This is a genomic window from Embleya sp. L77 (assembly GCF_055557415.1).
This window is the reverse complement of sequence record NZ_CM145709.1, coordinates 4537932-4553701: the sequence shown is the minus strand read 5'-3', so window position 1 is coordinate 4553701 and position 15770 is coordinate 4537932. Positions and strand designations below refer to the sequence as shown.

The following is a 15770-nucleotide window of genomic DNA, read 5'->3' as shown; positions in this document are numbered from 1 at the left end:
TGTTCCGATCGTTACACGCCGAATAGCGGCAAATGGTTCCCACCCAGGCATCCCAAAAACTCGCGAAGGCGGCCCGGAAGGCGGGCGTCGGGCATGGTGCCGGGCATGTAGGCGGCAGGGCCCGCCCGCCCTACCGCTCTGCCCGAGGTGCCCTGCCCCGACCGGGCTCCTACCCGGTGCCGCCCGCGGCCTTTGCCGCGCCGCGTTCGCCGAGGACGCCCAGGGCGACGTCCACGATGCGACCCAGGCGTTCGAGTTCGGTGCGGTGGAAGGCGGGGCCCTCGTGGCGGACCACGTACAGGGTCAGCCAGGATGCGCCGATCGGCGCCGCCGCGCCGTGACCGATCGCGTCACCCTCGTAGGCGAAGGCCAGCGGCCGCATCGGGGTGAGCGCGGGCAGCGCCGGCGCCTCCGGGGCCCGCCAACTCTGGTGTACCAGCTGCCGGCCGCGACCGCCGCGCGTGGCGACCGCCCAGTCGGCGTGGAAGAGCGTGGGCGCCGCGTCGATCAGGGTGGCCACCGCCCGTCCCGGATCGCGCGCCACCTGACCCAGCACGTCCAGCTCCGGCGCGGATCCCGGCACCTCGCCGGCCGCCCAGCAGCCCTCGACGCGAACCCCCACGGAGCGCTCCATGGCCGCGATCAGCGCGGCGATGTCCCGCTCACCACCCCAGGAGAGCGTGAACTCGTCGACCGCGCGGCCGCCGAGCTGTTCGAGCACGGTCATCTGCATCACGTCGGCGCCCGCCGCACCCAGCAACTGCGTGACCCGCGCGAGCGATCCGGGCCGATCGGGCAGCGACACCCTCAGTCGGTACAACACGCGACACCTCCTCCATTACCTGTCCTGCATCCTGACCTTTCCCCGTTTCGATCAGGTTGCGTACATATGACGGCCTCAAGTGATCATTACGGGCGCAAGGTTCTCGGCCGGAAGACGTCGGCGCACACAGCCGATCGGTCGGCGGACACAGGCGAACGGCTCCCGCCGCCGCGCAATCCGCGCGGCGGAGCGCCGGGTCGGACGAACCGGCCGCGACGGACGACCGAACACGTGTGTGGGGCGCCGGCGGATGACTCCGCCGGCGCCCCACACACGTCGTGACCCACTTCGTCTCGCGACTACTTCTTCTCGCCGGCCCTCTCGCCTGGTGTCTCGTCCGGCTCTTCGTCGCGTCCCCCGGCCGATTCCCCGACCGGGGTGACCTCATCCGCCGAGCCGGCCGAGGCAGCACCGGCCGGCGCCGACGTCGGCCGCGCCGGCGGACTCACGTGCGTCGGCTCGTCGTCGGGCGCCACGTTCGACACCCGAGTCACCGCACTCTCCGGCGCCTCGTCCCGCGCGGATGCGGATGCCCCGGCCGGCCGACCCGAATCGGGCTCCGGGGCCGTCTCCTCGGTCGGGAGGGGCCGCGCGGCCGGCGCCGCCGACCCGGCCGACACCGCTGCGTTCTCCTCGGTGTCCGAGGTGAGCCCGGCCACCGGCGCGAACGCGGTGACGTCCCCGTCCGGCTCCCCGGGAGGCGGCGGTACGACGCCCCCGGCCCCGACCGAGACCACCTCGGTCGGCGCGGCCGATGCGGCCGGCAACGGCGACGCGACGTCGGCCGACGGAATCGGCCCGCCGGCCTCCCCGGCCGGCTCGGGCCGCTTCGCCTTCGCCTTCGCCAGTCGAGCAGGCTTCGGCACCTTCGCCGCCTTCGCCGCCTTTGCCGGCTTCGGTGGCTTGGGCTCCTTCGCCGGCCGCCCCGCCCGCACCGAGCTGTTGCCCACCGCCGTGGCGAACGTGGGCGCCGGGTCGTTGGCCTTGGGCCCGTAGGTCCACCACATCAGCCCGCGTCGAGCGTTCTCGGTGTCCGGGTGCTGCTCGCCGAGCACCCGCGTACAGTCCGCGACCAACTGGGTCAGCAACGTCCGGGCGCCCAGCGGGTCGCCGGACTCGCCGGTCCAGTGCGCGTGGTTGTGCCGTATCACCAACGTGTCGTGGTGGTCCGGCCCCAGCACGCGCGTCGCATCCTCGACAAGGTGCATCAGCGCATCACGGGCCACCGACACATCGCCGGCCTCGCCCGCCCACATCGCCCGGTCGTGCCGTGCCGTCAACGCCGCGGGGTCGTCCGGCTCGTGCACCTCGCCGCGCTCGTCCGCGATCGCCGCCATCAACCGGGCAGCCTGGATCGTCTCGCCGGACCGGCCCACCCAGTGCGCGTGCTGGTGTCGGATGGTCAGCGTGTCCGGATGCACCGGACCGAGCGCGTCGGTCGCCTCCTCCACGATCGGCCGCAACATCCGGGCCGCGCCCGCGGCGTCGCCCGACTCGCCGATCCATCGGGCCCACCCGGCACGCACGTTGAGCGTCTCGGGATCGTCCTGACCGAGCACCAGGACACAGTCGGCCGCGACGTCGCGCGCCAGCGATTCGGCGGTGACCGCGTTCCCGGACAACCCCAGGCAGTAGGCATGGTTGTGCCGGGCCAGGAGCGTGTCGGGATGCTGCGGGCCGAGCACGCGCGCGTAGTCGCCCGCGAGCTCGCCGAACATCCGAGCGGCCTCTGCGGGCCTGCCCTCGTCACCGACCACCCGGGCCCATGCGGCGCGCGCGTCGAGCGAACCGGGGTGCTCGGGCCCGAGTTCCCGCACCCGGGTCTCGGCCTCGGCCCTCAGTTTCTGTATCTCCTGCTCGTTCATCGCCGCTGATTCTCCCTCCTCCACCACAGGTGGCAAACCCGCGGTACCCCCTGATTGTGGGCGACGTGCACGGAGCGGGCGTGGTTGCGCTCCCCGGGTACAACCGTACGGGGGAGCGAATTGACCCATCGGTAGTGCGTGCTCACAACTCCACGGCCGGTTTCAGCGACGCCATCGTCCACATCCGCCGATGCCGGACCACGAACACGGTTGCGATCAGCGCCACCACCAGATAGCCGCCGAGGACCGCGAAGGCGACCGCCAATCGTTCGCCTTCACCACCCGTGAGGGTGACCCGCAGACCGTTCACCAGGTACGTCATCGGCATCACCGGATGCAGCGCCTGGAACGGCTCGGGCGTCGTGGTGACCGGATACAACCCGCCGCACGAGGTGAGCTGGAGCATCAGCAGGACCAGGATCAGCACATCCCCCACCGCGCCGAGCGCGGCCCGCAGGAACTGCGCGATGGCCACGAAGGTGACCGCCGCCAGGGCGATCAACAGCAGGCTCAGTCCCGGATCGTCGGCGTCCAGTCCGAGCCCGAGCTGCACCACCGCGTACAACACGAACGCACCCGCCACGCCGAGCGCGGCTGCGGGCAACCAGCCGGCGAGGGCCACCTTGACCGCGCCCGCACGCCCCGCGAGCGCATGCGGGTTGTACGGTCGCAGGAGCAGGAAGCCGACCAGCCCGAACACCCACAGCGCGATGCCGAAGAAGAACGGCGCCAGCCCGCGGCCGTACAGGTCCGCCGAATGCAGGTTCGTCACCTCGATCGTCACCGGCGCGCCGAGCACCCGCGCGTCCTCGCCCGCGGCCTGCGCCGGCGGCGGAGCCGGCACCGCCTCGTTCAACCGGGTCAGGCTGCCGGCGAGCTGCTCGGCTCCCTCCCGGAGCTGATCCGGCGGCGCGGTGCCGACGCCGCCGGCCAATTGCCGCGCGCCGTCGGCGGATCGGGCCAGCTGGTCCTTGAGCTCCCCGGTCTGCCCGTACAGCTGCTGCACCAGGGTGCTCTGCGTGGTGGCCGAAACCTGCTGCTGGAGGCGGGTCTTGGCCACCTCGGCCATCTTGCCGATGATGAAGCCGTTGGCGTCGTCGAGGGTCATGAACAACTTCGCCTGCCTGGGCTGCGCCGAGGCCGTGGTTGCCAGCGTCGCGCTGAAGTCCGGCGGCACGGTGACCACGAAGTGGTAGTCGCCGTCCTCCAGGCCCTTGCGGGCCTGCTTCGCGTCGGTGACCTTCCACTTGAAGTTCTCGTCCGTGCGGATCACCTCGGTCAGCCGGCCGCCCGCGTCGATGTGCTGCCCTCGCACGTCCACCGGCCGGTCCTCGTTCACGAACGCGACCGGGACCTGGTTCAGCCGACCGTACGGGTCCCAGTTGGACCACAGGTACAGCGCGCCGTACAGGGTCGGCACCAGCATCAGCATGACCGGGACCAGCCGGGGCAACGGGCCCCGGAAGCGCCGTAGTTCGAGCCAGGCCAGGCGCAGCACACCCATCAGGCGGTACCGCCTCTCGGGTACAGGTGGTGTCCGGGCAGGTCCACCACCACGTCGGCGCCGCGCGGCGCGTCGGTCGCGGTGGCGACGACGGTGATGCCGGTGTCGGCCAAGTCGCGCAGGGCCCGCCACGCGCGCAGCAGGTCGGCGCCCGCGATGCCGCTGTCCACGTCGTCGACCAGGACCGCGCCGGGTCGGTCGGCCGCGGCCAGCGCGACCGAAAACAACAACTGGTCCACGGCGGCCAGATGCTCGACCAGGACCCGGTCGGGCGGGTCGATCCGCAACAACTCGTACATCCGGGCCAGCGCCGGTTCGGTGGGCCGGCCGCCGCCGACGGCCCGGCGCTCGGCGACCGTCTCGGCGACGAACAGGTGGGGTTCCAGGTCCAGGCCGGGCCGGGCGCGGGCCACCGCGGTGTGTGCCCGGGCGGTCGCGGCGCTGCGGCTGCCCGCGACCGTCACACTGCCGGCGTCGGTGCGGAACCGGCCGCCGAGCGCGAGCAAAAGCGAGGTGCGGCCGGCGCCGGCGGGCCCGACGAGCACGGTCAGGCCCGCCGCGGGCGCGGTCAGCCGGACGTCGCGAAAGATCGTGCCGTCCGGTCCCGATGCCGCCAGGCCGACCGCGCTGATCTCCACCCCGGAGGTGGTTGTGGACACGGATCTCCCTCGTCGGTGGGACGTCCACCGAGGGATAACCGATACACGGATTGCCAAACGGGCGAAACGGATGACGCCCGTGGGCCCGCCGTCCTGACGATGCGTCAGGTCAACCGCCGCGCGGGCGTCGGACGGCGTCCGGAGCGAACCTCGGCGAAGGCGTCAGCCGCGCTGTTCCGGCAGCGGCTCGGCGAGCCGGTCCAGGTCGAACTCGCCGTCGCGCACCCCGAGCACGAACGCGGTCCACTCGCCCTCGGTGAACCGCAGGATCGGCCCCTCCGGGTGGATCGAGTTGCGCATCGCCATGCCCCCACCGGGCAATTCGGCGGTCTCCACGATGCCTTCGCCGGTGGTGTCCTCGCCGTAGCCGATCCACGTGACACCGCTGATGTCCATGGCGTACAGCGCGGCCTTCTCGTCGTCCAACTGCTGCCGCGAAGGCTGCTCGGACTCGCCGGTGCTCATGATCGAAACCCTCCCGATGACGCATGCGTAACCCTCAGGTGACCGCACGCTACGCCGCGCGCGGCGCCGCACACAACGCGAACGGCGACATCGGGCACATCGAGGCGACAACCGGCGCAAAACGAGCGAGGTCCCGAGGCACTCGCGTGCCTCGGGACCTCGTCTGGGGTGAGTGACGGGACTTGAACCCGCGACTTCCTGGACCACAACCAGGTGCTCTACCAGCTGAGCTACACCCACCATCGCCGGGGCGTTCCGTCCCGGCGAGGAAAAGTGTACAGGTTCGGGGAGGCTGCTCGCCGCAGGGTTTCCGCGAGGCCGATCCGGCGCCCCGCGCGACACCGATTCCGGGCCCGGTCCGGCGGATCCGCCGGACACGGCCTAGGCGTGTTCGGCCGGCTTGTGGCCGTACTTGGCTGCGATCGCCTTGGCGGTGTCGCTGTCCGGACCGGGGTCCGGGACGAAGATCGCCTCGCGGTAGTACCGCAGTTCCTCGATGCTCTCGTGGATGTCGGCCAGCGCGCGGTGGTTGCCGGCCTTCGGCGGGCTCTGGAAGTAGACCCGCGGATACCAGCGGCGGGCCAGTTCCTTGATCGAGGAGACGTCGATCACCCGATAGTGCAGGAAGGCTTCCAGGTCGAGCATGTCCCGGGCCAAAAAGCCCCGGTCGGTGCCGATCGAGTTGCCGCACAACGGTGCCTTGCGCCCGTCCGGGACGTGCTTCCTGATGTAGGCGAGCACCTCGGCCTCGGCCTCGGCCAGGCTGACGCCCGCCTCCAGCTCCTCCAGCAGACCTGAAGCGGTGTGCATTTTGCGCACCACATCGGGCATGCCGGCCAGCGCCTCGGCGGGCGGACGGATCACGACGTCGACACCGTCGCCCAGGATGTTCAGCTCGGAGTCGGTGACGAGGGCCGCCACCTCCACCAACGCGTCCCGGGACAGGTCGAGTCCGGTCATCTCACAGTCGATCCAGACCAAGCGGTCGTTCATAGGGTCACCCTACGGCCCGGGCACACACCTCCTCGTCGCCGGTCTCCTCCGGGCTGCGGGTGCGGAAGGTCTCCCGATAGGAGGCCGGTGGGACACCCAGTTGTTTGCGGAAATGACCGCGCAGCGCGACCGGCGAGCGGAACCCGCACCGGCGGGCGATCTCCTCGACCTGGAGGTCCGTGGTCTCCAGCAGTCGCTGGGCCTGGAGCACCCGCTGGGTGAGCAGCCATTGCAGCGGAGCGCTGCCGGTGAGCGTGCGAAAACGCCGGTCGAAGGTGCGCCGGCTCATGTACGCGCGAGTCGCCAACTGCTCGATGTCGAAGCGCTCGGCCAGGTTCTCCAGCGCCCACGAGATGACGGTGGCCAGCGGGTCGCCGCTGATCTCCTCGGGCAGGGTCAAGTCCATGTACTGCGCCTGACCGCCGATCCGGTGGGCCGGCACGACCAGTCGGCGGGCGAGCGCGTTGGCCGCGTCCGGGCCGTGGTCGAGGCGGACCAGGTGCAGGCACAGGTCGATGCCGGCCGCGGTGCCGGCGCTGGTGAGGATGTCACCGTCGTCGACGTACAGCTCGCGGGGGTCGACCCGGACCTTCGGGTAGCGCTTGGCCAGCGCGGGCGCGTACATCCAGTGCGTCGTCGCCGGACGGTCGTCCAGCAGGCCGGCCGCGGCGAGCACGAACGCGCCGCCGCACAGGCCGACGATCCGGGCTCCCTCGCGGTGCGCCCGGCGCAGCGCCTCCAGCACGGGCGGCGGTGGCATCCGGGACGGCGAGTGCCACGCGGGCACGATCACGGTGCCCGCCCGGGCGAGGGCGTCGAGGCCGTACGGCGCGATCAGTTCGACGCCGCCGGTGGTGCGGAGCGGTCCGGGTTCGGCCGCGCACACCAGTAATCGGTAGTTCGGTACGCCGGCATCGCGTCGATCCACCCCGAACACCGATATCGGGATCGAACTCTCCAGGATCGGCGAGTTCGCGAACAGCAGCACCGCGATCGTGTCCGGGCGGCGTCGCCCGAGCAGCGGGCGCTCGCGTCCCGGAGCCAGGACGCCCTCGGCGTCGGGGTCGTACTCGCCGTCGAAGTCGATGTCGTCGGTGAGGTCGCCGTCGTCCTCGATCGAGTCGCTCTCGGGCGGAGCCTCGGACAGCACGGTGGACGCCGCGACGATCACCACCGCGTCCGCATCGCCGACCGGGACGGCATCGACGCCGTCGATCGCGGCGACCTCGGCCGGGTGGTCGGCATCGACCACGCGGGCTCGCCCTCGTCGCCGGTCCTTACGGCTGTCGATCCTGCTCATGGCCCCGATCGCCCCCTTCACCCCTCACGCCCCAGTAGGTCACAGGCGTCACTCACGTAACCCAAGATCGGAACTTACTCTCTCTTACCTTGTCTATGCATGGTGTTCTCTACGTGACGTTATGTAGATATGCGTGTTTGTGACGGTGGTCACATCGCGGAACTTATCGACATTAGCCGGAGCCGTCAGGCCCCGGGGCGCCTGCGGGCCGCGTGCAGCAGGTGCAGGGCCGCCTCCGGCAGCTCCCGACCGCGCGGCCAGACCGCCCGCAGGATCCGGTCGAGGGCGGGCAGATCGGCCATCGGCACGGCCACCAGACGCCCGTCGGCGAGGTCCTCGCGGACCGCGAGATCGGACAGCACCGCGGGCGCGGACCCGGCGATCGCCGCCGAGCGCAACGGCGCCGTCGCACCCAACTCCAGCGCCGGCACGGCGACTCCGTCATAGCCGGCGAGGGCCCGCTCCAGCGTCTCCCGGGTGCCCGAACCCGCCTCGCGCAGCAGCAGCGGCGTCGCGGCCAACTCGGCCGCGGCGATCGGGCGCCGCCGCCGGGCCCACGGGTGGGTCGGCGCGACCACCACCACGAGTCGATCCCGGCCCACCTCCGCGGACTGCAGATCGCGCGGGACCCACGGCCCCTCGACGAAGCCCAGGTCCGCCTCGCCCGCCCGCAGAGCCTCGATCACGTGCAGGCTGTTGGTCACCTGAAGGCCCACGTGCACTCCGGGCACCGCCTCGCGCAGCGCGGTCAGCCACCCGGGCACCAGGTGTTCGGCCACGGTCAGGCTCGCCGCCACCCGCAGCCGGTCCTCCTGCCGGGCCTTGAGCGCGGCCGCCCCCTCCACGAGCGCGTGCGCCTGGTCGAGCACCCCGCGGGCCCAGTCGGTGATCACCAGACCGGCCGCGGTGGGCACCGAGCCGGTGGTGCTGCGCTCCAGCAGTCGCACCCCGAGCCGCCGCTCCAGCGTGCGCATCCGCGCACTGGCCGAGGGCTGGCTGATGCCGAACCGGCGGGCCGCGCTGCCCAGGCTGCCGCTCTCGGTCACCGCGACGAGCAGTTCGAGCGTGTACAGGTCGGGCAGTCGGTCCGAGGGGCGCGCCGGCGAGGTCATAGTCAAACCCTATGACCTACCAGGCAATCGACCGCTACCCGGACGAGTGCGCCGGGTCGAGGGTGGTGGTCATGACCCTGACCGCCGCGCACCGCACGCACCCCACGCAGCTTTCGGCCGGCGCCGAGCCGGCGAAGCCGCGATTGTGGCCGGGGCTGCTGGCGGCGGTGCTCGCGGTGGCCGCGAGTTGGGGTGCGCATCGGATCTGGCCCGGCCTGCCGATGCTCACGGTCGCCGTCGCCCTGGGCATCCTCGCCGCCAACGTGCGTGCGCTGCCCGCCGCGACCGCACCGGGGCTGGGCTTCGCGGGCAAGCGGCTGATGCGCGCCGGGGTGGTGCTGCTGGGCCTCAAGCTCGCCCTCGGCGACATCGTCGGGCTCGGTTTCGCGCCGGTGGCGATGGTGATCGGGGTGGTCGTCCTGACCTTCTTCGGCACTCGGTGGCTGGGGCGGCGGATCGGTCTGCCCGGTGATCAACCGCTGCTGATCGCGACCGGCTTCTCGATCTGCGGCGCCTCCGCCGTGGCCGCGATGAACGGCGTCAGCGACAGCGACGAGGAGGACGTGGCCACCGCCGTCGCGCTGGTCACGCTGTGCGGGAGCCTGGCGATCGTCGCGCTGCCGCTGCTGCGGGCGCCGCTGGGCCTGGACGCGGTGCGGTACGGCGGCTGGGTCGGCGCGAGCGTGCACGACGTCGGCCAGGTGGTCGCCGCCGGGGGCGTGGCCGGGCCGGTCGCGCTGCACACCGCGGTGGTGGTCAAACTGATGCGGGTGCTGTTGCTCGCGCCGATCGTGGTGGGCACCGGGTACGCGCTGCGCCGCCGGGCCGCGCGAGCCGGCGACACCGGGTCTGCGGGGGCCCGGCGGCCGGCCCTGATGCCGCTGTTCGTGGTCGGCTTCCTGGCCATGGTCGGCGTGCGCAGCACGGGTCTGCTGCCGAACTCGGCGCTGGAGGTCGCGGGCACCGCGCAAGACCTGCTGTTGGCCGCCGCACTGTTCGGCCTGGGCAGCATGGTCGACCTGAATCGGCTGGTGCGCACCGGTTGGCGGGCGTTGCTCCTGGGCTTCGCGTCCTGGGTGCTGATCGCCGGCGCGGCCTACGGCGGCGTGTTGCTGACCATGTGAGCCCGCGAACCGGCCCGCCGGCGGACGAGTGGAGGCCGCCGACAGGCACGCGCGTCCGGGAGTACGTCGAACCCGCCGACGGCCCGGCGCGTGACGGGCCGTCAGACAGGTTCGACGTCGGCGCCGCGGCGCGGGTCGGCGTGAGGGAGGGTCGGCGTCCAACCTGCGGATCGCCGCCCGTTTCGACGCGGTCGCCCGGACGCACGGTGTCGTCCTGACCAACGCTCGGGCGGGGCCCGGGGTAACGCCCGTTCCCTCCTGCGGCGTCAGCGCGCACCCTCGAACGGACCCGAAGCCGCCCCGTGCCGCCCCCGCCGCCGGGCCCGAACGAGCCCGGCAACCGGCCCGAACCGGGCCGCCGACCGCCCTCGGTGAGCGCCGGGAACCGCCTGCGACCGGATCACAATCACCCACACGGCCGGCCGGGTCTCCCCATTCACGGCGTTGTCCGGCTAATGTGCGTGTCTCGCCGAGGCTTTGTCGGGGGCGCCATCCCCGTGCGTGGTCCGGCGAACCGCACCAAGCCCCGACCTGCACGCGTCGTGGTGTCGTTTTTGTCCGGGAGAACCCCGGTCGACACTTCGAATGTGCGGGTCGGCGCAGTAATCTGGTACCAGGAAGCCCCGAGGCGCCCCTCCACAGCAAAGACGCCCGATTCCCATGGCTGCTTTCGAGTTCAGTGACCTTCCGGACGGCACTCCGTTGCTCCGTCCCGACTCTCCTCATCAGCGCGATCCTGCGTTCCAACACCCCGTCGTGGTCGGTTTCGACGGGTCCGAGTCCAGCGAACGTGCCCTGGCGTACGCGTCCGGCATGGCGCGCAGGCTCGGCGGCGGGCTGGTGATCGTGCATGTGGCCAACCGGATTCCGGCCACCGTGTGGGCCGGCTGCGAGCCACCGGTCTTCATCGACGTGCCGGACAGCCGCTCCGAGGCCCTGGGCCTGGAGCTGGCCTGTGCGGATCACCTCAGCGACGTGCCGTGGATCCTGGTCGAGCGCGGGGGCGACATCTGCCACGAGATCGAGGACGTCGCGCGCGAATTCACCGCCGACGCGATCGTGGTCGGCGGGTCCACCGGGTTGGCCAGCCGGATCTTCGGTTCGGTCGCGTGCCGCCTGGTCAAGCACGCCAAGCGACCGGTCGTGGTGATTCCCTGACGGTCCCCGCGCGCCCGATCCAGGCTTCGCCGTGATCTCGCCGCTCGTTTCCGTGTCTTCCGGCGCCCTTCTCGGCGTCCCGTGATCGAACCTCGATCGGATCCGCATCGAACCTCGAACACATCTGCATTACGTTGGCCGCTGACACGGGGCACGAGGATCGTGAGGCACGAGGTTGGCGGAGTACCGGATCGAGGACCTCGCCCGCGAGGGGGGCACGACCGTACGCAACGTACGCGCGTACCAGGATCGCGGGCTGTTGCCGCGGCCGAGGCGACAGGGGCGGGTGTCCCTGTACGACGACGGCCATCTGGGCCGGCTCCGGCTGATCGGCCAGTTGCTGGAGCGCGGCTACAGCCTGGTGAGCATCAAGGAACTGCTCGACGCGTGGGACGGCGGGCGCAGCCTCGGCGCGGTGCTCGGGCTGGTCGCCGAGGCGAGCGGGCCGTGGAGCGACGAGACGCCGGAGCGGATGACCCGGGCCGAGCTGATCGCGATGTTCGGCGGCCTGTCCGATCCGGTCGCGCTCGCCGCGGCGGTGCGGCTGGGGCTGCTCGAACCCGAGGACGACTCGCTGACCGTGTTCCGGGTGCCCAGTCCGCGCGAGCTCGCGGTGGGCGCCGAGCTGCACGCGGCCGGCGTACCGGTGGCCGCGGTCACCGAGCAGTTGCGGATGTTGCGTGCGGCGATGGAGCACGTGTCCGAGGGGTTCGGTCGGCTGATGGAGTCGCATCTGCTGCCCGCCGACGGCGACGCGGACGAGACGGCGGAGATGATCCGCCGGATGCGACCGCTGGCGCTGCGGGCCGTGGAGGCCGAACTGGCCCGGGCGATGCGCCGTACGGCCGCGCGTCGGCTCGGCGAGGAACTCGGGAAGGTGCTGCGCGAGGAGCCCGAGCCGACCCGGGGCGGGCCGGAGCCGGTCGGCGACGAGGAGCCCGCGCTCGATCGGCACCCGTTCATGTCGGACGCGTGGATCGCGGCGGTGTCCCGGCTCAGCCGGCTGATCACGCCCGATCCGGAGAAGCGCACGCCGCATCCGGCGATCGTGGACATCGTGGTGAGCGACGTGCCGGATCGGGACGACCCGGCCGAGCTGCACCTGGACGTCTTCCAGGGCCGCGTGCTGGTGCGCCCGGGGTTGTTGCCGGGCCCGGATCTGGTGGTGCACATGGACTACGACACCGCGCGCCGGGTGATCCTGCTCAACGACCGGCACGCGCCGCGCGAGGCACTGGCCACCGGTCGGATGACCGCCCGGGGCGATCTGTTCGGGCTCACCGTCTTCCGCGAGGCGCTGGCCGGCCTGTCCAACTGGGACCTGGGCGCGGTGCTGCGCGAGCTGACCGCGGGCGAGGGCACGACCGCGTAGCCGGGCTCGGGCCGGGCTCGGATCAGGCCCGGATGCGGCGCAGCAGGTGCTCCACGTAGTCGCGGAACAGCGTTGCCATGTCCACGTGTTCGGGGTCGAGCAGCCATTGCAGTTGCAGGCCGTCCATCATCGCGAAGACCTGCGCCGCGACCGCGGGCGGATCGACGTCCGCACGCAGCTCGCCGGATGCCCGGCCGGCCTCCAGCGACGCGGTGATGCTCGATCGCAGCACCGCGTAGCGATCCTGGGCCCAGTCGTGTGCGGGGTGGTCGGTGGTCACCGCTTCGCCGGTGAGCACGGTGAAGAGCTGGACCAGCCCGGGGATGTTGCGGTTGTGCTCGGCGAGTTCGGCGAGCTTGCCCAGGGCCGCCTCGCCGCCGGGCGGAAGCACGCCCAGGTCCAGATGCTCCATGTCCATCCGGTCGCGCAGGTCGAGCACCGCCACCAGCAGCTCCTGCTTGCTGCGGAAGTGGTGCAGCAGGCCGGCCTGGGTCAGTTCGGCGCGCTCGGCGATCCGGGCCAGCGAGGTGCCGCGGTAGCCGTTCTCGGCGAACTCCTGGAGCGCGATGTTGAGGATGCGGGTGCGCCGGGCATCCCCGGACGCGTATCCGCGACCGCGCGGTCTGGCCCGGGCGGCCCGGCTCGGGGTCGGCGGGTTGACGGGAAGGTCCTCCGGTTGTGCGTCCATGTGGTCATCCTGCCGTGTCCCTGCGGGAGCCTGTCGAGGTGTATGTCACGTCGCCATAACAAAGCTACCGTGCCATAGGTTTTTGTGGCTACCGTACGACGGGATCCTCCGGGCGACTCGTTCGGCGGGTCGCCCGGACCGCGGGTCTATCGGCTACGCAAGCGGAAGGCAGACGATGGCGTCTCACAGCACCCCCACCGACAACGAGCCCGGCGACGACGAGCTGCGCGACCTGGTGACGCGGCTGACCCTGGAGGAGAAGCTCTCGCTGATCGTCGGCGAGGACTTCTGGTCGCTTCCCGAGATCCCGAGCATCGGCCTGCGCAAGCTGCGCGTCTCCGACGGCCCGGTCGGCGTCCGCGGCGTCACGTGGGACGAGCGCGACACTTCGCTCCTGTTCCCCAGCCCCACCGCGCTCGCCGCCGCCTGGGATCCCGAGGTCACCCGCCGAGCCGGCTTCGTGATGGGCGCCCAGACCCGGGACAAGGACATCCACGTCCTGCTGGCACCGACGGTGAACCTGCACCGCAGCCCGCTGGGCGGCCGGCACTTCGAGTGCTACTCCGAGGACCCGCTGCTGACCGCGCGGATCGCGACCGCCTTCATCGAGGGCGTGCAGTCCGCCGGTGTCGGTGCCACGATCAAGCACTTCGTCGGCAACGAGACCGAGGACGACCGGATGTCCTACGACTCGCGGATCGACGAGCGCTCGCTGCGCGAGGTCTACCTGGTGCCGTTCGAGGAGGCCGTGCGCACCGGTCGGGTCCGGCTCGTGATGAGCGCGTACAACCGGGTCAACGGCGAGACCATGACCGAGAACTCGCGCCTGGTCAACGGCGTGCTCAAGGACGAGTGGGGCTTCGACGGGGTGGTGATCTCGGACTGGATGGCGGTTCGCTCCACCGAGGCCGCGGCCGCCGGCGGCACCGACATCGCGATGCCCGGTCCGACCCCGGCGTGGGGCGAACCACTGCTCGCCGCCGTGCGCGAGGGCCGGGTCGCCGAATCGCTGATCGACGAGCGGGTCACCCGGATCCTGCGCCTCGCCGCCCGGGTGGGCGTGCTGGGCGAGCGCACGCCGGCCACGACCACCACGCCCGCGGACGCGGTCGCCACGCTGCGCGCGATCTCCGCGCAGGCGATGGTGCTGCTGGGCAACGACGGGACGCTCCCGCTCGACCCCTCGGCGCTCTCCCGCGTCGCGCTGATCGGCCCGAACGCGCTGCGGCTGTCCGCGCAGGGCGGCGGCAGCGCACACGTGAACCCCGCGCACGTGGTCTCGATCCCCGAGGGCCTGCGGGCCGCACTCGGTGAGAACGTCGAACTGACGCTGACCGAGGGTGCGTTCACCCATCGTGCGCTCGCCGACCTGTCCCTGGACACGGCCGTCGACCCGGAGAGCGGCGAGCCGGGTCTGCGCGCCGAGTTCCTCGACGCCGCGGGCACCGTGCTCTCCTCCGAGCACCGGTTGGGCTCCAGCCTGATGTTCTGGCCGGACAACATTCCGGCCGGGGCCGCGGTGATCCGGCTGCGCACGACGGTCACCCCGACGGTGTCCGGGACCAACATCCTGGATGTGCGCGGCGCGGGCCGGTTCGAGGTGAGCATCGACGGCGCGACCCGCACGGTGGACATGACCGCTCCCGAGGGCACCGACGTGATCGAGATGATCATGCGCCCCGAGGCCACCCGCATCGAGGTCGAGGCGACGGCCGGCACGCCGATGCAGATCCGGGTCGACTTCAGCCAGGGCGAGCAGTTCTTCATGGCCGCACTCGGTCTGGGCTGGGCGGATCCGCGCCGGTCCGAGGAGGCCGAACTGGAGGCCGCGGTCGAGGCCGCGCGCGCCGCCGACGTCGCCGTGGTCGTGGTCGGCACCACCGACGACATCGAGTCCGAGGGCTTCGACCGGGAGAACCTGGCGCTGCCGGGCCGCTCGGACGAACTGGTGCGCCGGGTCGCGGCGGTCAACCCGAGGACCGTCGTGGTGGTCAACGCGGGCTCGCCCGTGCTGATGCCGTGGCGGGACGAGGTCGCCGCCGTGCTGTGGGCGTGGCTGCCCGGCCAGGAGGGCGGCGCGGCGCTGGGCGACGTGCTCACCGGGGTGGTGGAGCCGGGCGGCCGGCTGCCCACGACGTACCCGGCGGCCGAGGCCGACGTACCGGTGTACTCCACCGCCCGGGTGAACGGCGAGCACCACTACGCGGTGCAGTCCAGCAACATCGGCTACCGCGCCTGGGCCCTGGGCGACGCGGCGCCGGCGTACCCGTTCGGGCACGGTCTGGGCTACACGACCTGGGCGTACGAGGGGATCGCGGTCAAGGGCGACGCGAGCGGCGTGAGCGTCGAGATCACCGTGGCCAACACCGGCGAGCGGGCGGGTCGCGAGGTGGCGCAGGTGTACCTGGAGACTGCCGACGGCACGCTGATGGGTCGGCCGGAGCCGATCCGCCTGGTCGGCTTCGCCGCGATCGACGCCGAGGCGGGCGCACGGGTCACCACCACGGTGGAGATCGACGCACGCACACTGGCCCGCTGGGACGAGCAGGGCGCGGCATGGACCACCACGCCGGGCACATACACCCTGCGCGTCGGCCGCTCGGTGGGCGACCTGCGGCTGAGCGCGGACCTCGTGCTCTAGGACGGCGCGGTTCCCGGGTCGAGGCGCCCTCGGCCCGGAGCCGCACCCGGTGTGGCCGGGACGGCG

At 72.2% G+C, this 15770-nt stretch carries 13 protein-coding genes and 1 tRNA gene; 4 read left to right on the top strand and 10 right to left on the bottom strand.

Annotation, left to right across the window (positions count from 1 at the left end):
• Positions 1–169: 169 nt before the first annotated feature.
• The 9 genes from ACZOOI_RS19545 to ACZOOI_RS19505 all read right to left on the bottom strand — a co-directional run bounded on the left by ACZOOI_RS19545 (position 170) and on the right by ACZOOI_RS19505 (position 8721).
• Positions 170–823 (bottom strand): ACT domain-containing protein, encoded by a 654-nt coding sequence (locus ACZOOI_RS19545; protein WP_465277065.1) that lies wholly within the window; start codon positions 821–823, stop codon positions 170–172.
• A gap of 299 nt (positions 824–1122) precedes the next feature.
• Entirely contained in the window at positions 1123–2688 is a 1566-nt protein-coding gene (locus ACZOOI_RS19540; protein ID WP_465277064.1) for a tetratricopeptide repeat protein, read from the bottom strand.
• 142 nt (positions 2689–2830) lie between these two features.
• Positions 2831–4192, bottom strand: coding sequence for a YhgE/Pip domain-containing protein (locus tag ACZOOI_RS19535; RefSeq protein WP_465277063.1), 1362 nt, complete (start codon positions 4190–4192; stop codon positions 2831–2833).
• Complete coding sequence (locus ACZOOI_RS19530; RefSeq protein WP_465277062.1) at positions 4192–4851, bottom strand: ATP-binding cassette domain-containing protein; 660 nt, start codon at positions 4849–4851, stop codon at positions 4192–4194. The genes ACZOOI_RS19535 and ACZOOI_RS19530 overlap by 1 nt, the downstream gene beginning before the upstream one ends.
• A gap of 162 nt (positions 4852–5013) precedes the next feature.
• A complete protein-coding gene (locus ACZOOI_RS19525) occupies positions 5014–5316 on the bottom strand; it encodes a DUF397 domain-containing protein (protein ID WP_020550640.1) in 303 nt (100 codons plus the stop codon).
• A gap of 164 nt (positions 5317–5480) precedes the next feature.
• Positions 5481–5556, bottom strand: a tRNA-His gene (locus tag ACZOOI_RS19520).
• A gap of 141 nt (positions 5557–5697) precedes the next feature.
• Positions 5698–6309, bottom strand: a complete 612-nt coding sequence (gene orn, locus ACZOOI_RS19515; protein WP_391582984.1) for an oligoribonuclease — start codon at positions 6307–6309, stop codon at positions 5698–5700.
• Positions 6310–6313: 4 nt separating this feature from the next.
• Entirely contained in the window at positions 6314–7609 is a 1296-nt protein-coding gene (locus ACZOOI_RS19510; protein WP_465277061.1) for a GlxA family transcriptional regulator, read from the bottom strand.
• 185 nt (positions 7610–7794) lie between these two features.
• Complete coding sequence (locus tag ACZOOI_RS19505) at positions 7795–8721, bottom strand: LysR substrate-binding domain-containing protein (RefSeq protein ID WP_465277060.1); 927 nt, start codon at positions 8719–8721, stop codon at positions 7795–7797.
• 11 nt (positions 8722–8732) lie between these two features.
• Here ACZOOI_RS19505 and ACZOOI_RS19500 point away from each other — a divergent pair, with 11 nt between their 5' ends.
• The 3 genes from ACZOOI_RS19500 (at position 8733) to ACZOOI_RS19490 (ending at position 12375) form a co-directional block, all read left to right on the top strand.
• Positions 8733–9845: a YeiH family protein gene (locus ACZOOI_RS19500; RefSeq protein ID WP_465277059.1), complete on the top strand. Its 1113-nt coding sequence runs from the start codon at positions 8733–8735 to the stop codon at positions 9843–9845.
• A 660-nt stretch (positions 9846–10505) separates the two neighbouring features.
• Positions 10506–11003 carry a universal stress protein gene (locus ACZOOI_RS19495; protein WP_020550635.1) on the top strand — a complete coding sequence of 166 codons (498 nt, stop codon included), beginning with the start codon at positions 10506–10508 and terminating at the stop codon, positions 11001–11003.
• A gap of 175 nt (positions 11004–11178) precedes the next feature.
• Positions 11179–12375: a MerR family transcriptional regulator gene (locus ACZOOI_RS19490; RefSeq protein ID WP_465277058.1), complete on the top strand. Its 1197-nt coding sequence runs from the start codon at positions 11179–11181 to the stop codon at positions 12373–12375.
• A gap of 22 nt (positions 12376–12397) precedes the next feature.
• On the opposite strand, the gene ACZOOI_RS19485 is transcribed toward ACZOOI_RS19490, so the two are convergent.
• Positions 12398–13063, bottom strand: a complete 666-nt coding sequence (locus ACZOOI_RS19485; protein ID WP_465277057.1) for a TetR/AcrR family transcriptional regulator — start codon at positions 13061–13063, stop codon at positions 12398–12400.
• 175 nt (positions 13064–13238) lie between these two features.
• Here ACZOOI_RS19485 and ACZOOI_RS19480 point away from each other — a divergent pair, with 175 nt between their 5' ends.
• Entirely contained in the window at positions 13239–15704 is a 2466-nt protein-coding gene (locus ACZOOI_RS19480; RefSeq protein ID WP_465277056.1) for a beta-glucosidase, read from the top strand.
• The last annotated feature ends 66 nt before the right edge of the window (positions 15705–15770 follow it).